Source organism: Marinomonas sp. BSi20584, assembly GCF_002792415.1.
GTDB classification, from domain to species: domain Bacteria; phylum Pseudomonadota; class Gammaproteobacteria; order Pseudomonadales; family Marinomonadaceae; genus Marinomonas; species Marinomonas polaris.
On sequence record NZ_KZ454869.1, the window covers coordinates 133,583 to 158,116 of the forward strand.

A 24,534-nucleotide genomic window follows, 5' to 3' on the forward strand; every position below is an offset into this window, starting at 1 on the left:
GAAGGCGAAAAATCGATGCAGAAAGTATCGTGTTAAGGGATAATTCGCAAATGAATCTAAAGAAGCACACACTTTCACGTCTAGGCTACTCAGAATATCGTCCTTTGCAAGAACAGGCGATCGATGCTTTATGCGCAGGACGTGACGTTTTACTAGCTGCACCAACTGGTGGCGGGAAATCTTTGGCATACCAAGCTGCTGGACTTATGCGAAATGGTGTTGCTGTCATTGTTAGTCCTTTGCTATCGCTTATGTCACAGCAAGTAGAAGAATTAAACAAAAAAGGCATACGAGCCAAGTTTCTTAACTCTACTTTGAATCCTGGCGAACAAGATGATCTCATTTGGGCATTGCGGCATCAGCATATTGACTTGCTTTACTTATCACCAGAAAAGCTTGTTCAACCTTCGGTCATAGGCTTTTTACACAGCTTTGAAATTTCGTTATTTGCCATTGACGAAGCTCATTGTATTTCTCAGTGGGGAAATTTTTTTAGGCCAGAATACAGTCAACTTGGACAGCTAAAATCTTCATTCCCCAACGTTCCTATTATTGCTCTTACTGGCACCGTCGATCAAAAAACCATGCTGACGATTCAAGAGTCGTTGCAACTTCAAAATTGCCTGCTGCTACGCAATAGTTTTGATCGTACCAATATCAAGATCCAGATAGCGCAAAAAAGAAAAGCCAAACAGCAGATTTTGTACTTTCTGCATCATGAAGTTCCAGGCGAAACAGGCATTATTTATTGCCGCTCTCGGAAAAAAACTGAAGAGCTAGCAGGGTGGTTGAGCAAACTTGGCTTACCTAGTTTAAGTTATCACGCAGCTATGTTGGAGGAAGACAAACAAAAGAATCACAAGATCTTTGCTGAGCAGCAGGGCACCATAATGGTGGCAACCACTGCTTATGGTATGGGTATTGATATTGCTCATGTACGATTTGTTGTTCATTTAGACTTGCCAAGCAGTCCTGAGTCTTATTTTCAAGAAGTCGGGCGAGCAGGACGTGACGGAAAACCGGCGAAGTCTTTGTTGCTATATGGTTTGCAGGATATGCTTCAAGCACAACAACTGGCAGCACTGCAGCCTTTGGCGGCAGAAAGAGAAATACAACATTTAGGCAGTTTGTTTCGTATTTTAGAAGGACGTGGCTGTAGACGACAAAATTTGCTATCACATTTTGATGAGAGCATTCCTGCTTGCCAGCATTGTGATCGATGTCTTTCAAACAAATCCGAACAGAATATGACGACTGCTAGTCAGAAGCTTTTATCACTCATTTATCACACGAAAGGACTTCAGCCTTTTTCGCTACTTATCCAAATTTTACTTGGGAAGAAAACCAAAGTAGTTTCGGCCGTTGGGGCAGAGTCGTTACCATTATTTGGCAAAGGCAAAGAGTTAAGTGAAGTGCAATGGAAATCAGTTATAAGGCATTTAATTGCCTACGATTATATTACGCTTGGAGTACATAGTGTTTTTGCCGTACATATCAACGAGAAATCACGGAGTGTACTTCAAGGAAAAACACAAATAATCATTCCTAGTGAGCATTATTATCCGGCCCTTCAAGAAGAGCATCTTGCAATAGACAGCATAAATTGGCATAAAATATTGGCTTGGAAGTACAGCTACGGCAAACTGGACTTAAGTGATACCCAACTTAGGTTAATTTGCTTGCATAAGCCAAACTCTATTGCTTCATTGAGTCGCTTAACTGGTTTATCAAAAGAAAAAGTGGCTGATTTTGCTGAGTCGCTCATTAAAATCATTCATGAGGTAGATTTAAAAGAGAAGGCTACATTATGCCCTTAACCTCTCGACAGACGAGCTTAAACTACGACGAAGATGTGTTGAGCATCATTATTGAAAAAGCCGATCATTGCTTTGATAAAGCTGATGCGTTTTTTGGTAATAAATTTAAACGCTCGTCATGTAATTTAAAGCAAAGAGGCAGGGCTGCAGGTACCGCACATCTGCAAAAAAATGAACTGCGGTTTAACCATTTCATGTATCAACAAAGCCCGGCTGAATTCTTAAACACCGTTGTTCCACATGAAGTTGCTCACATCATTGTATTTCAAATTTACGGTAACACGGTGAAACCTCATGGCAAAGAGTGGCAAGCTGTTATGCTTAAGGTATATGGCATCCGACCAAATCGAACACATACCTTTGATGTTCCCCCACAAAAACACGCCTATGAATACCACTGCTCCTGCCAAAAACATCAATTCACTAAACAGCGGCACACCAGAGCTCAGCGCGGCGTTGAATACATCTGCAAAGGTTGTCGCTCAACATTACAATTTATAAGCAAAGATAGCTGATAACCTATAAAAACAGTGAGAAAGTGATTTTTTATACACTTTTGCCTTATATTATCCATTTTTGATGCGGTAGCTTCATGCTTATAGTAATATAGTCGCGTTTTGTTTACAGCGTATATATGATGGATTTATCTACTCGACCTAAAGAAAAGTTAGAGCTAAACAAGCTCCAAAAACGCCTTCGCAGATTAACCGGCCAAGCTATTGCTGACTTCAATATGATTGAAGAAGGTGACAAAGTGATGGTGTGTTTATCTGGAGGCAAAGACTCTTACACTATGCTTGAAATTTTGCGGAACCTTCAGGCTAGCGCACCTATAAATTTTAGTATTGTTGCTGTGAATCTAGATCAGAAGCAACCTGGCTTTCCTGAGCATATCTTACCTGCTTATCTGGAAGAGCTAGGTGTGGATTTTCATATTTTAGAACGCGATACTTACAGCATCGTAAAAGAAATTGTGCCTGAGGGGAAAACCACTTGTGGCTTATGCTCTCGTTTGCGCCGTGGTTCCTTATACGGTTTTGCTGAGGAAATTGGAGCGACTAAAATCGCACTTGGCCATCACAGAGATGATATTCTTGAAACATTATTCTTGAATATGTTTTTTGGTGGTAAGTTAAAGTCTATGCCACCAAAATTGCTAAGCGATGATGGTAAACATATCGTTATCCGTCCTCTTGCTTACTGCAAAGAAGAAGATATTGAAGCCTTCTCTGTGATGAAGGAATATCCTATTATCCCTTGTAACCTTTGTGGCTCTCAAGAGAACTTACAAAGACAAGTCGTAAAAGACATGTTACAAAAGTGGGAAAAAGAATTTCCTGGTAGAACGGAAACCATGTTTTCTGCTATTCAAAATGTCGTTCCATCGCATTTGGCAGACACAAAACTATTCGACTTTAAAGGGTTAAAACAGTCGCCCGCGGCCTTTGACCGATTAAATATTATTTCATTATAGGATAATAGAAATGAACCTAACGCATAAAGCTCTATTGTTAACCGTCGGTATTTTAGGGTCTTCTATCGTCAATGCATCATCCGCTGGAGTTAGTCTAACGAATGATACAGTAAAAGGTGATATTAACTTGAATATGGGAGCGTTCGGCGTTAATGGCGGCGTGACTCATAATGATGACAAAAATACCTCTACTGCACATATAGGTGTCACTGTTGAAGACTCAGATACTAGTGGACCGCTTCAAGCAGGTATTGGTATTAGACTATATGCTATTGATGCAGATTTAGACAAGAAGGACGACTTATCTGTTGCGCTTGCTTTAGGTGGTTGGTACCGATACACCTTACCAGAAGCGAATCGAGTTAGTATCTATGGCTCTGTGTATTACTCACCACAAGTATTATCCATCTCCAACTTAGATCATATGTACACTTATGAATTTCGTGCTGAATACATGACTATGCGCAATGCACGTGCGTTTATTCGATATGGCAAAACAGTAACTGTATATGAAGATGATTCTCGTAAAGAAATTGACAAAGGTCTTTCTATTGGTGCAACAGTAGACTTTTAATAACAGTAAATATTATTTGAAAATAAAAAGGTGGCTTATGCCACCTTTTTATTTGTTAACATTCGAGCATTATTCACCATCATAAGCGCAAAGGCTAAAAACAGGTATTTCACTGTCTCTTAGTTTTTGACTTCCGCCTAGATCAGGCAAATCTATAATAGCTGCCACTTCTTTTATATTCGCACCTTGGCTGGTCAATAGTTTGATAGCGGCAAATAGGGTACCACCAGTCGCTATCAAATCATCAAATAACAATACTTCATCGCCCGCTTTCACTGCGCCTTCTTGGATCTCCAATTCCGCTTCACCGTATTCCAAAGCGTATTTTTGTGAAATGGTTTTTCCTGGAAGCTTGCCCTTTTTACGCACTAAGATAAGCGGCTTTTGCAGTTCATAGGCTAAAACAGCAGCAATTAAAAAGCCTCGAGCATCAATGCAGGCAATATGAGTGATATCTGTTGCAATGTAGCGATGCACATAAGCATCAACAACCATTCTCATGCCTTTAGGGTCACTAAAAATGGGAGTAATGTCTCGAAAGCTTATACCTTGTTTTGGCCAGTCTTCTATTGTTTGTATTAGGGATTTAACGTAAAAATCGTCGTAAAGCATGCCTGTTGGGCCTCATCATATCAATCAAATGCGGGCGATTTTACCACAATCACTAGCAACCCCAACGAGTTTTTGCATTTCAGGGAAGTCGATTATTTCTATTTCCTTGCCATCAACATGTATTAACTCATTTTTTTGAAAACGGGTGATGACACGACTAACAGTTTCAACTGCCAATCCAAGGTAGTTACCAATTTCCCCGCGCGACATAGATAAACGAAAAGAGCTCGCTGAATAACCACGCTTTTTGAAACGATTAGATAGATTCAAAAGGAAAGAAGCAACTTTCTCATCAGCATTCTTTTTCCCTAACAATACCATCATCTGTTGGTCGTCGGATATTTTACGGCTCATCACCTTAAATATCTGATGCTTCAAAGAAGGGATATGAGAAGACAGCTCTTCAAGATGACTAAATGGAATCTCGCACACTGTTGTTGTTTCCAGTGCCTTTGCAGAAACAGGGTAGACGTTTGAATCAATCCCGCTTAAACCGACTAATTCACTGGGGCAATAAAAGCCTGTAATTTGCTCTTCGCCGACGGACGTAATATTGAATGTTTTTAAAGTGCCAGAGCGTACAGCATAAACTGAATCAAACGCTTCGCCTTGGCGAAACAAAAACTCGCCCTTTTTTAGTGGTTTCTTACGCTCTATTATTTGATCTAATTTATTAATATCTTCATCAGCTAATGCTATTGGAAGGCAAAGGGCGCTTAAGCTACAGTTCTGGCATTGCGAAGTAAGCGTACTGTTGAATCGTGACTGTGTGTGTGTCAATGACATGTGAATCTCCCTGATCTCGATCTATATAACTTTAGAGTATTTTATGGCGCCGTTGAGATATTTATCAAAAACCATACAAATACAGCGAATTAATAATCTACCGCGCTCTGTAACTTTAATAGTGGTCTGCATTCCACTACGATCAATATCTAACATACCATCTTTAGTCATGGGAGTTAGATTTTCCATCTCTTCAAAAAAGTACTCGAAGAAGCTAATATTATATTTTTGCTCAATAATGGCAGTGTTCAACTCAAATTGAGAAATTAGCGTCATTATAACTTGATGTCGAATTCTGTCATCTAGATCACTAATATACCCTTTAGCTATAGCTAATTGACCTTTCTCAATACTACTCCTATAAATTGATAAGTCAGTATGGTTCTGAATATAAACACCATTTAAATCACTAATAGCAGAAACGCCAAATGCGACCAAATCTGTGCCAGCATGTGTTGTATAGCCCTGAAAGTTACGCTGTAGCTTGCCTTGTTTTTGAGCTATCGCCAAGCTATCAGTTGATTTTGCAAAATGATCCATGCCGATATATTCATAACCAGCAGCTATCAAATACTCAATACTCATTTTCAACAAATCAAGTTTCATACTTGATACGGGCAAACTATCATCTGAAATCAGTCTTTGAGCACGGAATCGATCAGGTAAATGAGCGTAATTGAACAGCGAAATTCGCTCTGGTGATAATTCAATCACTTGCGCCAAAGTCTCTCTAAAGCCTTCTATAGATTGATATGGCAAGCCATAAATTAGATCAAAATTAATTGACTTAATGTCTAATTCACGAGCATCTTTTACAAGATCTGCAACCATTTTAACGGGTTGAACACGATGGATGGCCTCTTGTACCTTGATGTCAAAGTCTTGCACACCAATACTAATTCGGTTAATTCCCTTTTCAGTTAATAACTTCAGCTTAGATCGACTTATTTCTCTAGGATCTATTTCAATGCTGTAATCTTGCGTTCCGTCATTAATTAAATTGAAGTGTTGCTGAATATTATCAAATAGCACCTCAATTAATTCTTCGGTCAAAAAAGTAGGGGTGCCACCACCAAAATGTAACTGCGTAACTTCTCTTGAGTGATCAAGCATAAGGCTGCGTAATCTCATTTCTTCGCCGAGTAGTTCAACGTATTCGGCGCCTTTATCGTACTGCTTAGTCACAATCTTATTACAGGCGCAGTAGTAACAAAGGTGAGCGCAAAACGGAATATGAAAATACAAACTAAGAGGCGCTTCGGAAGGCGTTAACATCTTATCAATAAGCGCAATTTTACTAATACTTGAGTCAAATTGCGGTGCCGTTGGGTAAGATGTATAACGAGGCCCAGATAGATCGTACTTAGCGATAAGTGAAGAATCCCAAATCATGATGTGTTCCTATTAAAATTTCTAATAGGAGTTTACACTTTAGTGAAAAGCCATTTGCTGACCCAGATCAAGGATTTTCATACTGCAACTAAAACCTTTCTCTATGTTGTTGGTAATAATGCATCTAGCAAGGTTCTAACCATCGATCTAATCTGGTCTAATAGCGTTTTTTTTGAAAACTATGAACATGAATTCTCTCCCTTTATACCTCGCCCACGGTGCTGGTGCTGGTCACAATCACACCTTTTTAAAGCAACTTTGTGACGCAATATCCGAGCAAAGACAGCAAGCTGCGATACCAGTAACTTTTTCATATATGCAAGAGCAAGAGCGTTTAGGAAAGAAAAGGCCACCACCTAGATTTAACACCCTTGTTCCTGAATTTGCTGAGCATATTGTGGATGAGAATAGCTGTATTGTTGCTGGGAAATCCATGGGAGGTCGAGTAGCTACACAACTAACACATCTACCCATGGTGAAAGCTGTAGTATGTTTCGGTTTTCCTTTCTACCCAGCCGGAAAGCCCGAAAAAAATAGATTATCGTTTCTTGCTGAACTAAAAGCACCATGTTTGATTATTCAAGGCACAAGAGATCAATTAGGTTCGTACGATTGGGTTAGTAAGCAAATATTGCCTGACAATGTGAATATTCTTTGGATAGAAGGTGCGGACCATGACTTTAAAACGCTAAAAAAATACAATAAAAGTATAGAAGACACTGTTTTAGAAATAGCTATTCACACGAAAAACTGGCTAGAGAAGAATATCGAAACCGAAGCTTAACCTATTGAGAGAAATATTATGGAACACCAAGCTCAGCTTGATGCAACAGATTTACTTTGCCCTGAACCCGTAATGATGCTTCATGTAGAGATGCGAAAACTGGCTGCGAAGGAGGTGCTAAAAGTCATTGCGACTGATCCATCAACGACAAGAGATATTCCAAAGTTCTGCCAATTTCTTGGCCACAAGCTTATTCGACAAGATCAAGAAGGGGAGATTTATTACTATTGGATCGAAAAGAAAGGCTAATAAGAAACAAGAGCAAACAAAAAGAAGCCCAGATTATCTAATAATCTGGGCTTCTTTTAAGTAACTAGCGCTAAAAGTTGATCGTGAATTAAGCTACCTTTAGCTTTTTTGTAGGCTCTTTTTGACCAAGAATAGCGCTTTGGTAAGTATGCGCAAAACTAGAGAAAGCAACATCAATATCCAATCGAAGCTGGCGAGCAACATCGTTAGATGAAATCAAACCACGAATAGCCTTGGTATCTTCATCAATAACAAGCAAATGCTGCAGCTTATTGTTACGCTGACTAAACAAAAGTGATTCAATATCTGAATGCTTAAGAGATGTATACGATAGAGCAAGTAACACTTCTTTAGCTCTCATCAAATCTGCAACCATCAATTCTGAACGTTGAAAACCATTTGCTACCTGTTTAATGAAGACATCTTCAGACAAGTCTTCAAGACTAATAACGCCAACAAAGCGATTATCTGCATCGACTACGATTTTCATGCGTACATGTTCTTTTCTCATCAACTGAACAAGCTCATCTGCACGAGTATTTGATTCAATTACGCGTGGGCCGGCCGTTTGAAAATCAGTAAAGACTGATAAAGCAGAAGAATAAAGGTTTATATTTTCTGTAGTTGCAGGCCAAGTTAGTTGGTTAACGTCTTTTGTAGATACATAAGTTAGTGTTTTCATGATTAATCCCCAGTGTAAAAAATAAAATAGCTAAAGCGTGGGTGAGTTATATCAGTGAAAACGGTGGGGCTCTTGGATTGATGCTACTACTAATTTTAGCAATAACAGGTAAGCGATAATTTAGAAAAGGCGTTGGAGTTAAAGCTGAGGGATGAGTCCGAAATGGAATAAATACAATAAAGCCGCTATCTGCTCCATTATCTTGATCTGGGACAACGACTTCATCACATCTTTGCTCTACAGTAGGTTCTAGCCAGCGAAATTGATTTACTTCTTGAGCATTGGCGCGCTGAGATATCGTCAATAAAGACGATATAATCACGGTAATGATCATTAGTAATTGAATTTTCATGGCAACACCTAATCCTTGTTTTGTCTAATAAATATAGGCTTGCTCCTGCCTAAATCCCAGCCTTTTTTACAAAATGCCGCATTTTTTCACGATCAGACACTTTGTCTAACAATTGTGATGCAAATAAGGGAGCCATGATTAAAGATACATAAAAAAATATTTGGCCATGGCATTGATAAAATTGGCACATATTCTCGTCGCCATAACAAATACGAAAAAGCATTACCAGCTATGGGTTAATGCTTTTTATTATCATTGCTCACTTTTTATGCCGGCAGCATAATGGTTGCTTCACCTGTTACAACCACTTTACCGTCACACTCGCACACTGTTTTTAGTGTTGCACGGCGACGACGTTCATTGATATCAGTAACCGTTACAGTCGTAACCACTTCTTGACCAACAAAAACCGGAGAGCGGAACTTTAGCGTTTGCTCTAAATAAATACAGCCAGGTCCTGGCAATTGAGTACCTATCGCTGCTGAGATAAAGCCAGCTGTCAGCATGCCATGGGCAATTGGCTGACCGAAAGAAGTCGTTGCTGCATATTCAGCATCTAAATGAACAGGGTTTGTATCACCTGTTACATCAGCAAAAGCTTGTACATCTGCTTGTGTAACCACTTTGCGATATTCAACACTTTGATCAATTGAAAGTTGCTCTAATGTATAGCCTGTAGTCATTACCAATCCTTATTTAGTCATTTTCGGTTATGGTACACTCTCGCCGGACTATTCTTAAGAGGTATCTATGGTTAAGTTGGTAATTTTTGATTGGGACGGTACCTTATTCGACTCCATCGACAATATATGTCATAGCATGTTGCAGGCTGGCCACTTGGCAAGAGCACCAACAAGAGCAAAAGATGATATAAAAAATATCATTGGTTTATCTCTCGATAAAGCCGTAGATACGGTTTGGCCAGAGTTATCTTTAAATAAACAAAATACAATTATCGAGCACTACAAGACTATTTATGTAGCATTAGATCAAACGCCGCCATTAGCTTATCCCGGAGTTATAGGCGTATTAAATAAACTGCAATCTGCAGGTATAAAAATGGCGGTAGCCACGGGTAAAAGTCGTCGAGGGCTTGAAAGAGTAATGTCTCTAACTAATACAAGAGATTACTTTGTCGCATCCCGCTGTGCCGATGAAGCCATATCGAAACCACACCCGTTAATGCTGGAGCAAATACTAGCTGAGCTAAATCTTTTGCCTGAACATGCCATCATGATTGGCGATACAGAATATGATTTAAACATGGCAACAAGTGCTGGAATGAAAAGCATTGGAGTAACTTATGGTGCACATCAAGAAGAACGATTAAGAGCTTGCCAACCGCATGCGCTAATAAACGATTTCAATCAATTATCAAATATTTTAGGGCTATAACAAATGAGCTGGACAGAAGACGAAGATCGCAAGCAGTCACTTAGTGAAACCTCAAGCGAACATACACGCACAGGGAAGAAGATCGAAAAAGATAGTACTGACCCAAATAAAGAGATTTGGTCATTACTAGAGAAAACACTCAGTGAGAATCTTATCGAGAAGCGTCGCACTAGACGCTGGAGAATCTTCTTTCGCTTTACCACGCTCGCGATTTTCTTAGCGGTAGTTGGTGGTTGGTTTGCAAAATCTAATTTTCAAGATGTCAGTTTAGAAGGTGATATAGTTGCCATGATTCAAATGCGTGGCGTTATTGGCGCTGATAACGAGATAGAATCCTCTGAGTTTGTTGGCTTGCTTGATGCCGCTTACCAAAACTCTCGCCTAAAAGGTGTGGTCATTGAAATGAACAGCCCAGGCGGAAGTCCAGTTCATTCTGGTATTATTTACGATGCCATTCGCGCGAAAGAACAAAACTATCCAGACATTCCGGTTCTAGTGGTTGTTGAAGACATGGCCGCTTCCGGTGGTTACTACATAGCTTCAGCAGCAAATGAAATCTACGCCGATAAAGCCAGCTTAGTTGGCTCAATTGGTGTTATTTCCTCCGGCTTTGACGCAAGTAACTTGCTTGAAAAAATTGGTGTGGAACGACGCACTTTTACAGCAGGGCGCAACAAGGCTTTTCTTGACCCATTCGCCCCAATGACCGAAGAAGCAAAAGTGAAATGGCAAGCAGTATTAGATGAAACTCATCAACAGTTCATCAATGCTGTAAAAGAAGGTCGTGGGGATAGGCTTGTTATTACGGATGATGTCTTCTCAGGTATGGTATTTACTGGTTCACAAGCCATCAAGATTGGTTTGATCGATGGTTTGGCAAGCGTAACTGATATATTGGACACGCGTTTCCCCGATGCAGAGCCTGTTGTCTATGAGCCGAAACAAGATTCATGGAAAGAGCTAGCTAAAGAGTTTGGTGTTGAAATGGCGACAAGAGTTATAAACACTACCAGCATCCAATAAATATCAGCTTGATAACATTAAAGATCAGCCAGTACCACTAAGCTCCTGCGGGAGCTTTTTTATTGTCTAAAATATACCAAAGCAAAAAAATGAAAGCTGCCAGTAACTCACCATCTTGTTTTACAAGAAAGATAAGTTTGATAAACTAAATACTTAATTTATTTAATTTGAATCTTAAACGATCAGTAGGATGATATATGGCTCGCAAAGCAAACATAGCAAGAGAAGAAATTCACCAAGCCTGCTGGGAGTTGATAGAAAAGAACAGCTTCCCAAATATTCCTCGTTTAACCGAATACTTTCTACAAAAGGACGGACGTCGCTGCTCAAACACTACCTTCCTGAATGCAATTACTGACTGGGAAGAAGCCTACAAAGAACAGCAACAACACGAATTAAGCGAACTCAATGATGTATTGCTTCCTGTTTTTAAGCGCTTTTCAAGAGAAGTAACTCAAAATCTAGGGAAATTGCTTGATGAAAAATCGTCCGAAATTGAGCAACACCAAAAACTCAAGCAAGAAGCAACACGAAGTGGTTATATGTCTTTATCTTCAGCATTAATCGAATTACAAACAGCATATGATTCATTAATGTCAGAGCACAAAAAAGTAGGTGATGAAGCAGAAACCTTTAAACAAAAATTTGCATTTAGTGAGCAAAGATACCAAGAAGTGATTGCTCAAAACTCTGTATTAACCAGCCAGATCAAACAAGAAGAAAAAGATAACGCCGAACTCAGAATTAACCTTGCTCAAAAAGAAGTAGATCTTGCCAAACAAGACAATCAAATTGCTAAGCTCACTGAAGAAAACGCGAAACTTGCAGCATTCCTAGAAGAAAACCAACAAAATAAAATAAAAAATGATGCGAAAAAGTGGCAAGAAATGACGAAAAAACTCGATGCCTTAACCAGCTCAGTAAAAACCATGCAACGCAAAGATAGAGGCACGAAACAATAACCGTTATAATAAGTTACTCGCCATATCCGCGCATTCATAATTAAGAAGAGAAGATGAGCTACAAGCAATCAGCCGTTCGTGATTTATCCACCATCAAAGACTTCATTCGTTGGACATTCAGTCGCTTTAAACAGGCAGACTTGTTTTACGGTCATGGTACAGACAATCCATGGGATGAAGCTGTTCATCTTGTTATGGGGGCATTAAAACTTCCACTCGACTTTGATCGTGATATGTTGGATTGCGCATTGACCTACAATGAAAAGAAACACATTCTTAAGCTAGTTCAAACTCGCATCACTAAACGCGAGCCATTGCCTTACCTTCTAGGGGAAGCTTGGTTTATGGGACTACCGTTTAAAGTTACCAAAGACACATTGATTCCTCGCTCTCCAATCATATCTTTGTTGGAAAGTGAATTTGCACCTTGGCTTAAAAACTATCCGTTGAATATTTTAGACATGTGCACTGGCTCTGGTTGTTTGGGTATTGCGGCAGCTTTAGTCTTTGACGATGCAGAAGTCGATATTTCCGATATCAGTGAACCCGCATTATTAGTTGCCAATGAAAATATTGTCCGTCATCAAGTCGAAGAGCGAGTTCATGCCATTCATTCAGATATGTTTAAAGGCTTGGCAGGCAAACAATATGACCTGATCATTTGTAATCCACCCTATGTGGATGCAGACGACTTTGAAAATGCACCTGCAGAATTTCATAATGAGCCTGAATTAGCCTTAACATCCGGTGAAGATGGCCTCAATTTCACCCATGAATTTTTAGCCCAAGTCGCGCATTATCTGCAAGATGACGGTATATTAGTCTACGAAGTAGGAAATACTGAAACAGCCTTACAAGCCGCTTATCCTAATATTCCCTTTATGTGGGTAGAATTAGAGCAGGGTGGTAACGGTGTTTTTATCCTAACTAAAGAACAACTTAGCGAACTATTACAAGAGCAGAAATAAACTATGTCTGGTAATACATTTGGAACACTTTTTAAAGTCACCACCTTTGGTGAAAGTCATGGTCTTGCGCTTGGCGCCATTGTTGATGGTTGCCCACCAGGAATTGAGCTTTGCGAAGCTGATTTACAACGTGATTTAGATCTACGTAAACCCGGCACATCGAAACACACAACACAGCGTCGTGAAGCCGATGAAGTGAAAATCATGTCTGGTGTTTTTGAAGGCAAAACCACTGGAACACCGATTGGTTTAATAATCGAAAACACCGATCAGCGCTCAAAAGATTATGGCAACATCGCAGATACTTTCCGTCCTGCTCATGCTGATTATACCTATGATCAAAAATATGGCTTCCGCGATTATCGTGGTGGCGGTCGTTCATCCGCTCGTGAAACAGCAATGCGCGTGGCTGCTGGTGCTATTGCCAAGAAATACTTGAAGCAACAATTTGGTATCGAAATCCAAGGTTTCTTGTCACAACTTGGTCCAATCAAATTGGAAGTCAAAGATTTAAGCCAAGTCTACGATAACAGCTTCTTTAGCCCAGATCCCGATGCTATTCCGGAACTTGAGGAATATATGACTGCACTTCGTCGCGAAGGCGATTCAGTCGGTGCAAAAATCACCGTTATCGCTAAAAATGTTATGCCTGGTTTAGGGGCGCCTGTATTTGATCGCCTAGATGCAGACATTGCAAAAGCCATCATGAGTATTAACGCGGTGAAAGGCGTAGAAATTGGTGACGGTTTTGATGTTGTAGAGCAAAAAGGCAGCCAGCACCGTGACGAAATGACGCCAGAAGGTTTTTTAAGCAATCATGCAGGCGGTGTACTAGGTGGCATTTCTTCTGGGCAAGATATTGTTGTCCATATGGCTCTAAAACCAACATCCAGTATTACTATCCCTGGTAAAAGTATCGACCGTGCTGGTAATCCAATAGAAGTTATCACCAAAGGCCGCCATGATCCTTGTGTTGGTATTCGTGCTACACCTATTGCTGAGGCAATGTTAGCCTTGACCATTATGGATCATTTGTTAAGACACAGAGCACAAAATGCCGATGTAGTTTGCCCAACGCCCATTATTAAAGGGCAAGCTTAGATTTAATAATAGTCTAAATACCAAGCCGCTATTAACAACGTAGCGGCTTTTTTATTTTTATACTTTTTGAAATTGAGGCGTAAATGACTACTAAACTAGGTTCCACCGTCATTCGAGTTTGTGTTGGATCAACTAATCCCGTCAAAGTAAATGCTGCAAGACAGGCTTTTTCACAGGTATTTCCTAATCACACCATTCATTGTGAAGAAATGCATACTCCGTCTGATGTTGCTGATCAACCGATGACAGAAGCAGAAACACGCCTTGGTGCACAAAACCGTGCTAGGTATTGTTCAGAACATAGCGCGAGCACAGACATGAACTTCTTTGTAGCCATGGAAGGTGGCGTCGATGAATTCGAGGAGGGCGCCGCGACCTTTGCTTATGTTGCCATTTTAAATAGTAATGGTGAACTAATGACCGGCCGTTCAGCTAATTTACCTCTACCCAATAAGGTTTATCAGCGCTTACAAGCCAATGAAGAACTAGGGCTAGTGATGGATGAGCTATTTAATACCGATAACATTCGACAAAAAGGCGGCGCCATCGGCTTATTTACAAACCATGCCGCTACAAGAGAAAGCGTGTATACCCAAGCATTAGTGCTTGCGTTAGCTCCAGTTCTTCATCCTGAACATTATTAATATACATAAATTAAGCAATATATAAGTTGAAACAATGAAATATCAATGGATCTTATTTGACGCTGACGAAACCCTTTTTCATTTTGATAATTTCGCAGGTTTAAAACACATGTTTTCTAAGCATGGCGTAACTTTTGAGCAACCAGAATATGATGAATACCAAGCTGTAAATAAACCGCTTTGGGTAGAATATCAAAATGGACAAATTAGCGCAGAGCAATTACAAACACGTCGTTTTAAACTTTGGAGCGATAGATTGGCCATAAGCACCAAAGAGCTTAATAAACAGTTTTTAGACTCCATGGCTGAAATTTGTAAAACATTACCAGGTGCTATAGAGCTTGTAACGCATCTGCATGAAAACAAAGTAAACATGGGCATCATTACCAATGGATTTGCACAGTTACAACATATCCGCCTAGAGCGAACTGGCTTTCTGCCATATTTTTCACCAGTTGTTATTTCCGAACTTGTTGGTGTTGCTAAGCCGCATCCTAAAATCTTCGAACATGCTTTAGAGCAAATGGGTACGCCAAATAAAAATCATGTACTAATGGTCGGTGACACACTGGAATCTGACATTCTAGGTGGAAATAACATTGGCTTTGATACTTGCTGGCTCAATCATAACAACAAAACACATCCTGAAGACATTACGCCAACGCATCAAATTAAATCATTGCCAGAATTACTGGCTTGGTTGAAATCTCAATAAAATAAGAAACTATGAGATTTGGAAAGCTCTATGTACGCACACTATTTCCGATAAATGTTATTATCGGAAATAGTGTAAATGGATGCTTTATGCGTATAACGACTATTTTTCAGCTGATGATTACTAATGCTTGGAAGCCATCATCACTGGCTCTATCATCCACGAACCAAATTCATCCTTCTATTGAAATGTTAAACAATCATCTCTCTGAATGTTTATTCTGAGTAAATTTAGTAAGTCTTGGTCTGACACATAACCGTTTATTTAATCTTTCTTTAGGCTTTACCTCATGATTGTTCGCCCAAATCCAAATTGGATAGTTATACTTACGACCCTTAAGGGTTCGATTGCCAAACGCATCGCTTTACGTGTTTTATTAATCACCGTTTTTGCCTCACTAATTGTTCTGTTAGAAAAAACATATCCTGCGTCTTTCGAGAATGTAAGCTCAATTCCGTTTACTCTTTTAGGTTTGTCGTTGTCTATTTTTATGAGTTTCAGAAATAGCTCATGTTATGACAGATGGTGGGAAGGCAGAAAAATGTGGGGGAAAATCATCATTGAAGTACGCGCTTTTTGCCGCGAAAGCATTGTGATATCAGATGCACAAACTCGTGAGGAAATCTTAAAAATGCTTTGTGCCTTTGCACATGCTCTAAACTCAAAATTAAAAGGCAATAATGAGAGTATTTCCCTAAGTAAATGGATAGCTGATGATAAGTTCACTTTTATCGATAATCCAGCGGATACAATCTTAAGTAATATTGGTGAAAAATGCTCAAAACTAGCCTCTGATGGGATCATTAGTGAATGGCGTTACTTAGAGCTTGAAAGGCGGTTAATAGGATTATCTGAAGCTCAGGCTAACTGCGAAAGAATCAAAAATACCCCGCTTCCATTCCCATATACACTTCTATTACATAGAACGACATTTATTTTTTGCTTGTTATTACCATTTGCAATGGCTGAGCCATTAGGCTGGTTGGCCCCTATATTTACGACAATAGTCAGCTATACATTCTTTGGTTTAGATGCAATAGGCAATGAATTAGAAGATCCATTTGGCAACGATGTCAATGATTTGCCAACCGATTCAATGGTTCGAATCATTGAACGCGATGTTCATAGAGCTCTTGGAAGTATTGATCTACCGCCTCAAATGAAACCTGTTGATCATGTTTTAAGCTAAAAGCTATATTTAATGCCCCCCTAATGGACTAGATAAAAAAACACATTTAGCTAATTATTTGAGATTCGACAAAAAAGGGTGTGCATGAATTACCATGCACACCCTCTTCTTTTTCCCGAAATCTAATGCTATTTAGATCAAGCGATAATGCAGCGATTTCGCCCTTGTTCTTTTGCTTCATACAGAGCTTGATCAGCCAATGATAAAGTTTTCTCTACACTTATTTCATCAGATATTGCCCAAGCTGCTATACCGATTGAAACGGTAAGGTGACCAACTGCATCAAATGTTTCTTCTGAAATCGCGATTCGTAATCGTTCAGCGACTAAGAAAGCATCTTCTTTAGAAGTTTCTTTTAATAACAAAACAAATTCTTCACCGCCAGTTCTGGCGACCATGTCACCATCTCTACAAAACCGGTTCAATATTTGCGTTTGCTGTTTAAGAACATCATCGCCCACACTATGACCATAGTTATCATTGACACGCTTAAAATAATCAATATCTAAGGCCAAGACACTAAATGGCACTTCCAGCAAAGCTAACTGTTTAAGTTTAAACTCAAACGCCCTGCGGTTACTTGCACCGGTTAAAGGGTCAGTTTCGGCATCACGTTTAAGATCGCCAATCTGGTTTTGCATAAGTTTAACGCCACTTAACATGGCTTTTTTTAGACCTAAACTTTCTACATACCAAGATTCGATTCTTTCTATATCTTCATTTACTGTCGGACTATCAAGCGATTTTGCCTTGTCTGCAAGCTGCTGAAGTGGTTTAGAAATAGCTCGAGCAAACAACCAAATAAATAGAAAAACGGCTAAAGCCAAAGGTAAGGTACGTAAAACTACTTTTTCCATAATACCTGTTAGCGGCACTAAGGTAGACTCCACAGGGCTTTGGGTAATGATAATCCATCCAGTACTGGGGATGGTGGAGTATCCGGCCAACATTTGGATCCCTCTACTATTATTCAATAACAAGCCACCTTCTTTGGTCGCTATTATTTCATCAATGCCATCATTACCTTCAATGAAAGAGCCAATCCGTCCTTTTTCTGGGTGATAAAGAATTTGTTTGTCTTGATCTATCACATAGATATAAGAACCATTTTTATAATAATGTTCGCCCAATATTTCGCTCAAAATATTTGGGCTTTTTAAGTAGATAGAACCACCAAGAAAGCCGAGGTAGTTACCCTGATAATCAAAGACAGGAGCAGAAAGAAAAACAATCAAATTCTTTAGAGTAGAAACATATGGGCTACTTATAAGCGCTCTTTTTTCTTCTAGAGCCTCAACACTACCGACCGACGACAGCTTCCTTCCAACTAAATCTAGCGTTTCTGGCGAAGCAGCTTGAGTCAAACCCGATGCATCACTAATGACAACAGAGTTAAAACTATCCGTCTGAAATTTAAGGCGATTAGCCTCTTCTTTTAGGTGGGAACCATCATTCATTTTGTTAAATAATGAGTTTGCGGTATAAGTAAGCTGCTGCTGAGAGGTTCTCAAAAACACTTCTGTCGTATCAGACAGCTTACTAGCATAAGCCCTATTCACTTCTATTGTCTGCAGAACCAATTGTTCTTTCTGCACCTCATAGTTCGAATAAAAGCTATTAATGAAGGTTAAAATGGTAGCGGTTAAGGCCAAAAATAAAATAAGCCGATTGAGCTTTAAGAATTTGCTTTTTAATACTGTCACAACTGTAGATCCATTACATTGATTTATAAAGGCGGTTTTATAGTAGGTTTTAGCATAAAACAAGAGGCACATTTTTGCCCCCTTGATTTATATTCTTTACAACTTATTAAACGATATTGACTTCTGGCACATTGATAGCTTTACGACGATTTAACCAAACCATAACAAGCGCAAGAAAAGACAAAACTGCTGCCGCAGTTGGAATCCAATCAAAGCTGAAACCAATACTAATCACCAATCCACCTAGAGCCGCCCCTAAAGCATTTCCTAAGTTAAATGCACCAATGTTTATAGAAGATGCTAAGCCTGGCGCTTGATCTGCGATTTTCATTACTTGCATTTGCAATGGAGGCCCACTACCGAATATAACAACACCCCATAATAAAATGGTTAAACTGGCACCAATTAGCGTCGTTGAGGTAAAGCGAAACAGTAATAAAACCAATACCTGTAGGCCTAGAAAGGCAAACAAAGCCAGATCTGGTGACTTATCAGTTACTTTGCCACTGATGTAATTTCCTAGCGTAAAACCAATGCCGACAAGCATTAGCATGGTTGCAATAGCGTTATCCGAGGCTTGAGCCAAAGTCTGCATGATAGGCGCAATGTAAGTATAAAGCGTAAACATTGATCCTGCACACATCACCGTAGTCGCAAACGCTCGCAGCGCAGCAGGCTGCATGATAGCTTTAAGCTCTGTTTTCACATCCGGCTTTTCAGCCCGTGGCATAACGGGCAAACTGCGGCTGATACCGATAAAAGCGACAATACCTAATATCGCAGTTACTGCAAATGAAATACGCCAATCAAAATTTTGCCCCAACCAAGTAGTAATAGGAACACCAACAATATTCGCAATGGTTAAGCCTAAAAAGATCGACGCTACCGCAGAACCTTTTTTATGGAAAGGTGCCAAATTCATGGCAACAACGGCACCAATACCAAAAAAAGCGCCATGAGAAAGACTGGTGATGATTCTCGAAACTAAGAAAGTCTCGTAATTAACAGATACCGCTGAGAGTAAATTACCAACGACGAAAACCACCATTAACGCAAGCAAAGAGGTTTTGTGACTATAACGTGTTAAAAACAAAGTAATTAATGGAGCACCTATCATTACACCGACGGCATAGGCGCTAATCAATAAACCCGCAGCCGGAATGGATGCATTCACGCCATCTGCAATAACTGGTAACAGGCCCATAGGCATGAACTCAGTTGTTCCTATTCCGAAAGTACCTAGGGCAATAGCAAAAATACCCCATTGATAAGCAAGCATAAAAGCTCCGATATTTGATTCTAGATTAATGAACAATAGTGACTATTTAAGACTGAAAATAAAATAAGCCAAGAGCTTGCGCCCTTGGCTTATTGATCAACGCAAATATTTTACAACACTTGCCGAGTTATTGCTTATTGAAAGATGTCTTTACTTATTCTTACTGTGCTTTTTAGTCTGTTTCTGGTGGGTTGGCCACCAAAACCAATAGACAACAAACATGATTAGCAACACACCTAACATATTAATGAGTACGCTCATTTACCCTCCTCAGTATCTATACTATTAAGATTTGAACGGGAAATACGGAAAAATCTAAGTCGATTAGCATTAGTCACAACTGTTACAGACGATAGGGCCATTGCGGCACCAGCAATAACTGGGCTCAATAACCACCCTGTAAACGGAAATAGAATCCCCGCAGCGATAGGAATACCTAAACTGTTATAGGCAAATGCGCCCCATAAGTTCTGCTTAATATTCCTTAACGTAGCACTGCTTATTTGAATAACATCTGCAACGCCGTTTAAGTCATTATGTATCAAAGTAATATCAGCGCTCTCCATGGCAACGTCAGTTCCGGCTCCCATCGCAAAGCCTACATCGGACTGAGCTAGAGCTGGCGCATCGTTAATGCCATCACCAATCATTCCAACCACTTCACCTTGTGCCTGAAGCTTCTTAACCCAGTTCAGTTTATCGTCTGGCATCAATTGCGCATGATAATCGTCAATGCCAACCATATTTGCAACTGAAGCGGCCGTTTCTGGATTATCGCCAGTCAGCATGACAACTTTTAGGCCTTGTTCCTTGAAGTTCGAAATAGCCGATTTGACGCCTTTCTTAATGGGATCTTCAATATAAAAAACAGCCATTAACGCAACTTCATCCGAGAGATAGACGCGGGTTGCTGCATTATGCAGATCATCAGAAGCGAGCAAATCTATAGAGATGCCCTTTTCTTTCATCAGGCGCTCGTTACCAAGATAATAAGCCTTCCCTTCAATACTTCCTCTCACACCTAAACCAACCAGTGACTCAAACTCATCGAGAGCAACACTTTCTTTTTCTGCTGCATCCTTCTGACAATGCTCCAATAAAGCATCCGCCAAAGGATGATTGGCTCGCGCCTCTAGAGCTGAAACGACTTGTGCCACCAAACCTTTATGAGCTTGCTCACTTAATATTTCATTAACGACTTTCGGTTTACCTTCTGTAATCGTGCCAGTCTTATCCAGCACGACCACAGTCAATTCACTCGCTCTTTGTAAGGCTTCACCGTTTCGAATAAGGCCACCATATTCTGCCGCTTTACCAATCCCTATCATGGTAGAAATAGGTGTTGCTAGCCCCAAAGCACACGGACAAGCAATTATCAGTACCGAGATGGTCGTTACCAACATATATGAGAAGACGGATTCATTGTCCACACCAAATATAGAAAGGTTAAACCACACAAGTGCCGTCAAAATAGCGATAATGACTACGCTTGGTACAAAAATAGAAGACACTTTGTCGGCTAGCACACTAATCGGTGGCTTTGAGTTCTGTGCCTTACCGACCATGGTTATAATCTGCGCGAGTAAGGTATCGGAACCAATACGAGTTGCTTTGAACAACAAACTACCTTGGCCGTTTATCGTGCCAGCAGATAACAAGCTTCCTACGCTTTTTTCTATTGGTGCAGGTTCGCCTGTGAGCATAGATTCATTTACCGTGGAAAGACCTTCTAAGACCTCTCCATCAACAGCAATTTTGTCACCAGAGCGAACTCGCAAAATGTCATTCACCTTGATATCTGCCACACTAACGCGAGATTCCGTGTCGCCATCCACTCGCGTTGCCATTTTAGGTCGCAAATCCAAAAGTCGATGCAAGGCTTGGCTTGTTTTACGACGAGCTCTCAGCTCTAATGCTTGGCCAAGGTTGATTAAACCAATGATCATCACTGCTGCTTCAAAGTATAAGTGGCGGGCGTTATCAGGCAACCAAGTCATAGGTGCAAGCACAACTAGCATTGAATACAACCAAGCACTACCAGTACCCAAGGCGATTAATAAATCCATATTAGCCTGATGGCTCGTAAAGGCTTTCCAGGCACCACGGAAATAATGCTTACCCGCAGTCACCATAATTAACAGCGTGGCAACACCGACTACAAACCAAATGACTCTATCAGTGAGCGAGCTCACCATCATGTTTCCGCCAAACAGGCCATACAGCATCAAAGGAATCCCTAAACCTAAACCCAGCGCTGACGATTTACATTTATGACGATATTCCGCCAACTCTCTTTTGCCGCGCTCTTCTTCACTTTTTTCTGCATCTAGGATAAGGCTTGCTTGATAACCTGAATTCTCAACCGCTTCGATTAATGCTTCAGAAGAACCTTTGGTGACAACTTGTGCGGTATGATTGGCGAAGTTAACGTCTGCAGAAATAACATCGGCAGAATTCGCCAAAGCCTTTTTTACCGTATTAACGCAGCCGGCACAGGTCATTCCACCAATAGAAAATTGATAGCTGAATGAACTGTCTACTTTATCTAGATTGTTCTGTTCTTTATCTACTGGATTTTTTTCCTCAGCGGATTCTTGCTTATTTTTTGATTGATCATGCTCATTGTTATTAAATAAGCCTAATGATTGATATCCAGCTTCCTGGACACTAGCTTCAATTGCGGCTAATTCTAAATCAGACGTGACCACTAGTTTATGCTCTTTCGGCATACCTTCGATAACCGCTTCTGAGCTTTTTTCCTGAATGAGTTTGCGAACTTTCGACACACAGCCTTGGCAAGACATACCGGTAACATTTAATGTTAATACTGTATTTTGATCGGCTGATTTTGATTCTGGATGCGTCATTTCTACCCTCCTCTTATATCGCTATTGATAGCCCTACTTGACCTCTTCCCAGTCTTCAATCAAACAACAAATTGAATGACCATCAGGAGCACCATTTGGCATACTTTTCCAAGCTGCTAACGCGTCTTCCATTTTGACTAAATGCGCTTGCAGTTGAGCTATTTTTAGTTTGGTTTCTGGGACTTTTTTTTCCAATAAATCACGAACCATAGGACAAGGTGAATCACCACTATCGGATTGATGAAAAATCTCTTCGATTTGCTTTAAGCTGAATCCTAAATCACTGGCTTGGCGAATGAAATTTAATCGCTGCAATGCCACCTTGTCGTATAACTGATAACCATTGTTTGGATCTCGCTCAGCACGGATCAGCCCAAGCCTTGTGTAATGGCGGACAGTTTCAGCAGTTACATTGGTTTTTTTGGCTAGCTCACTTACTCGCATAGAAACTCCTTTGAAATATCTGAACTATAACCATAGTGTAAAACCTGTATGTAGCACATAGGTCAAGCTTTACTACAATAACGACTGAATAAGAAATTTGAAGCAAAAAAAAACCGAGTTCGTAATGACTCGGCTTTCTAAGTAACTTGTGTAGGCCAGGAATTAATGTAGCTTAAGCTTTGGCTTGACGACCTTACCAATCTTTTGTGCTGCCATGATCACTGTGGCTTTGAACCAGCCATGTATCGCAATGAGGTGAAGTCTGTATAGGGAAACATAAACGAAACGAGCAATACGTCCTTCTATAAACATGGAGCCGCCCATCAGGTTCCCCATTAGATTACCCACTGTGCTATAACGGCTCAGGTTAACTAAGGACCCATAATCTTTGTAAGTGTATTCTTTTAATGGTTCGCTCAAAAAAGACGCTTTGATGTTATCAAACACTAACGAAGCCATTTGGTGAGCAGATTGCGCTCTAGGCGGAACAAAAGAACCATCAGCTTGTTTGCATGCACAGCAGTCACCGATCACATAAATGTTCTCAAACCCTGTTGTCTGCAATGTCCCTTTAACCAATATTTGGTTGTTTCTCGTAGTTTCAAAGCCTTCAATCTTGGCTACGAAGTCTGGTGCTTTCACACCAGCAGCCCAAATCATGAGATCTGCTTCAATATTTTTCTCGTCCGCTGTTTGAAATCCGCCATCATAAGCTCTGACAACTCGAGTGCTTTGACTTATCGTGACGCCTAAGTGAATAAGCTCTTTTGTTGCTAAAGAGGCAATTCGATCTGGTAAGGCTGCAAGTATTCTGGGGCCTGCTTCAATAAGTTGAATATTAACTCGTTTGCCAGACATTTCAGGCATGCCATAAGCTTTTAGCATATCTGCAACATGAAACAGTTCAGCAGATAATTCAACCCCAGTTGCGCCCCCCCCTACAATGGCTAGCTTCAATTTTGCATCAGCACCCTCTTGATGAACACGTAAGAACTGGTTCAAAAGCGCTTGTTGGAAACGCTCAGCTTGTTTATGGGAATCTAGAAAATAACAATGCTCTCGTACACCAGGAGTTCCGAAATCGTTACTCACACTGCCCACAGCCATAACAAGAATGTCATAAGAAATAGTGCGTTCAGGTAATACAATGTGACCCATATCGTCAGAAAGAGAGTCTAGTATCAATGTACGCGCTTCTGGGTCGACTCCCATTAGCGTTCCTAATTGAAACTGGTAATAGTGTTTTGCAGCATGGGCTCGGTAATTGACACCGTCGTTATTAATGTCCAGTGACCCTGTTGCTACTTCGTGCAACAGAGGTTTCCAAATGTGAGTCTGACTTTTATCAATAAGTACAATCTCTGCTTGGTGCTTTTTACCAAATCGATGTCCTAACTTGGTAACCAGCTCCAAACCACCGGCACCACCGCCAACAACCACGATTTTTTTCATACAAAATCCCCTATAAACATTGAATAATCTGGAAAATATTCATCAAACATTTTCCAGATTCCTCAACAAA

25 protein-coding genes are annotated in these 24,534 nt (G+C 40.2%); 14 read left to right on the top strand and 11 right to left on the bottom strand.

Going from position 1 to position 24,534, the window contains the following annotated elements:
• Positions 1–50 precede the first annotated feature (50 nt).
• From TY87_RS02255 to TY87_RS02270, 4 genes are all read left to right on the top strand, one after another.
• Entirely contained in the window at positions 51–1,817 is a 1,767-nt protein-coding gene (locus TY87_RS02255; protein WP_100185837.1) for a RecQ family ATP-dependent DNA helicase, read from the top strand.
• Between the two features lie 35 nt (positions 1,818–1,852).
• On the top strand, positions 1,853–2,332 hold the full coding sequence (locus TY87_RS02260; protein WP_232617044.1) for a SprT family zinc-dependent metalloprotease: 480 nt from the start codon (positions 1,853–1,855) through the stop codon (positions 2,330–2,332).
• Between the two features lie 119 nt (positions 2,333–2,451).
• Positions 2,452–3,291 carry a tRNA 2-thiocytidine(32) synthetase TtcA gene (gene ttcA, locus TY87_RS02265; protein WP_100185839.1) on the top strand — a complete coding sequence of 280 codons (840 nt, stop codon included), beginning with the start codon at positions 2,452–2,454 and terminating at the stop codon, positions 3,289–3,291.
• Positions 3,292–3,301: 10 nt separating this feature from the next.
• Positions 3,302–3,865, top strand: a complete 564-nt coding sequence (locus tag TY87_RS02270) for a YfaZ family outer membrane protein (RefSeq protein WP_072839036.1) — start codon at positions 3,302–3,304, stop codon at positions 3,863–3,865.
• A 69-nt stretch (positions 3,866–3,934) separates the two neighbouring features.
• Here the strand turns inward: TY87_RS02270 and TY87_RS02275 are convergent, their stop codons facing one another.
• The 3 genes from TY87_RS02275 to hemN are packed head-to-tail and all read right to left on the bottom strand — an operon-like array spanning position 3,935 to position 6,655.
• Complete coding sequence (locus TY87_RS02275) at positions 3,935–4,477, bottom strand: adenine phosphoribosyltransferase (RefSeq protein WP_072839035.1); 543 nt, start codon at positions 4,475–4,477, stop codon at positions 3,935–3,937.
• Positions 4,478–4,501: 24 nt separating this feature from the next.
• Entirely contained in the window at positions 4,502–5,263 is a 762-nt protein-coding gene (gene fnr, locus TY87_RS02280) for a fumarate/nitrate reduction transcriptional regulator Fnr (RefSeq protein WP_072839034.1), read from the bottom strand.
• Between the two features lie 21 nt (positions 5,264–5,284).
• A complete protein-coding gene (gene hemN, locus TY87_RS02285; protein ID WP_100185840.1) occupies positions 5,285–6,655 on the bottom strand; it encodes an oxygen-independent coproporphyrinogen III oxidase in 1,371 nt (456 codons plus the stop codon).
• Between the two features lie 187 nt (positions 6,656–6,842).
• Here hemN and TY87_RS02290 point away from each other — a divergent pair, with 187 nt between their 5' ends.
• The gene (locus TY87_RS02290) at positions 6,843–7,439 is read left to right on the top strand and encodes an alpha/beta family hydrolase (protein ID WP_232617045.1); all 597 of its coding nucleotides are present in this window, start codon (positions 6,843–6,845) and stop codon (positions 7,437–7,439) included.
• A gap of 18 nt (positions 7,440–7,457) precedes the next feature.
• On the top strand, positions 7,458–7,688 hold the full coding sequence (gene tusA / locus TY87_RS02295) for a sulfurtransferase TusA (protein ID WP_100185842.1): 231 nt from the start codon (positions 7,458–7,460) through the stop codon (positions 7,686–7,688).
• An 88-nt stretch (positions 7,689–7,776) separates the two neighbouring features.
• Here tusA and TY87_RS02300 read toward each other — a convergent pair whose 3' ends face one another.
• From TY87_RS02300 to TY87_RS02310, 3 genes are all read right to left on the bottom strand, one after another.
• Complete coding sequence (locus TY87_RS02300) at positions 7,777–8,370, bottom strand: CBS domain-containing protein (RefSeq protein ID WP_100185843.1); 594 nt, start codon at positions 8,368–8,370, stop codon at positions 7,777–7,779.
• 46 nt (positions 8,371–8,416) lie between these two features.
• Positions 8,417–8,722, bottom strand: a complete 306-nt coding sequence (locus tag TY87_RS02305) for a hypothetical protein (RefSeq protein WP_100185844.1) — start codon at positions 8,720–8,722, stop codon at positions 8,417–8,419.
• Positions 8,723–8,988: 266 nt separating this feature from the next.
• The gene (locus TY87_RS02310) at positions 8,989–9,405 is read right to left on the bottom strand and encodes a MaoC family dehydratase (protein WP_012069940.1); all 417 of its coding nucleotides are present in this window, start codon (positions 9,403–9,405) and stop codon (positions 8,989–8,991) included.
• A gap of 67 nt (positions 9,406–9,472) precedes the next feature.
• On the opposite strand from TY87_RS02310, the gene TY87_RS02315 reads away from it, so the two are divergent.
• The 8 genes from TY87_RS02315 to TY87_RS02350 all read left to right on the top strand — a co-directional run bounded on the left by TY87_RS02315 (position 9,473) and on the right by TY87_RS02350 (position 16,719).
• Positions 9,473–10,117, top strand: coding sequence for an HAD-IA family hydrolase (locus TY87_RS02315; protein WP_100185845.1), 645 nt, complete (start codon positions 9,473–9,475; stop codon positions 10,115–10,117).
• 3 nt (positions 10,118–10,120) lie between these two features.
• On the top strand, positions 10,121–11,140 hold the full coding sequence (sppA, locus tag TY87_RS02320; RefSeq protein ID WP_100185846.1) for a signal peptide peptidase SppA: 1,020 nt from the start codon (positions 10,121–10,123) through the stop codon (positions 11,138–11,140).
• A 197-nt stretch (positions 11,141–11,337) separates the two neighbouring features.
• Positions 11,338–12,102: a hypothetical protein gene (locus tag TY87_RS02325; RefSeq protein ID WP_100185847.1), complete on the top strand. Its 765-nt coding sequence runs from the start codon at positions 11,338–11,340 to the stop codon at positions 12,100–12,102.
• 53 nt (positions 12,103–12,155) lie between these two features.
• Positions 12,156–13,070 (top strand): 50S ribosomal protein L3 N(5)-glutamine methyltransferase, encoded by a 915-nt coding sequence (prmB, locus tag TY87_RS02330; protein WP_100185848.1) that lies wholly within the window; start codon positions 12,156–12,158, stop codon positions 13,068–13,070.
• Positions 13,071–13,073: 3 nt separating this feature from the next.
• Entirely contained in the window at positions 13,074–14,171 is a 1,098-nt protein-coding gene (aroC, locus tag TY87_RS02335; RefSeq protein WP_100185849.1) for a chorismate synthase, read from the top strand.
• Positions 14,172–14,254: 83 nt separating this feature from the next.
• Complete coding sequence (yjjX, locus tag TY87_RS02340) at positions 14,255–14,815, top strand: inosine/xanthosine triphosphatase (protein ID WP_100185850.1); 561 nt, start codon at positions 14,255–14,257, stop codon at positions 14,813–14,815.
• A 34-nt stretch (positions 14,816–14,849) separates the two neighbouring features.
• Positions 14,850–15,530: a pyrimidine 5'-nucleotidase gene (yjjG, locus tag TY87_RS02345; protein ID WP_100185851.1), complete on the top strand. Its 681-nt coding sequence runs from the start codon at positions 14,850–14,852 to the stop codon at positions 15,528–15,530.
• A gap of 289 nt (positions 15,531–15,819) precedes the next feature.
• Entirely contained in the window at positions 15,820–16,719 is a 900-nt protein-coding gene (locus TY87_RS02350; RefSeq protein ID WP_100185852.1) for a bestrophin family protein, read from the top strand.
• 137 nt (positions 16,720–16,856) lie between these two features.
• Here TY87_RS02350 and TY87_RS02355 read toward each other — a convergent pair whose 3' ends face one another.
• The 5 genes from TY87_RS02355 to TY87_RS02375 form a co-directional block, all read right to left on the bottom strand.
• The gene (locus tag TY87_RS02355) at positions 16,857–18,422 is read right to left on the bottom strand and encodes a sensor domain-containing diguanylate cyclase (protein WP_232617046.1); all 1,566 of its coding nucleotides are present in this window, start codon (positions 18,420–18,422) and stop codon (positions 16,857–16,859) included.
• A 106-nt stretch (positions 18,423–18,528) separates the two neighbouring features.
• On the bottom strand, positions 18,529–19,701 hold the full coding sequence (locus TY87_RS02360; RefSeq protein WP_100185854.1) for an MFS transporter: 1,173 nt from the start codon (positions 19,699–19,701) through the stop codon (positions 18,529–18,531).
• A 257-nt stretch (positions 19,702–19,958) separates the two neighbouring features.
• On the bottom strand, positions 19,959–22,568 hold the full coding sequence (locus TY87_RS02365; RefSeq protein WP_100185855.1) for a heavy metal translocating P-type ATPase: 2,610 nt from the start codon (positions 22,566–22,568) through the stop codon (positions 19,959–19,961).
• A 33-nt stretch (positions 22,569–22,601) separates the two neighbouring features.
• Positions 22,602–23,012, bottom strand: coding sequence for a MerR family transcriptional regulator (locus TY87_RS02370; RefSeq protein ID WP_100185856.1), 411 nt, complete (start codon positions 23,010–23,012; stop codon positions 22,602–22,604).
• A 162-nt stretch (positions 23,013–23,174) separates the two neighbouring features.
• Positions 23,175–24,464 (bottom strand): NAD(P)/FAD-dependent oxidoreductase, encoded by a 1,290-nt coding sequence (locus TY87_RS02375; RefSeq protein ID WP_100185857.1) that lies wholly within the window; start codon positions 24,462–24,464, stop codon positions 23,175–23,177.
• Between the last annotated feature and the right edge of the window lie 70 nt (positions 24,465–24,534).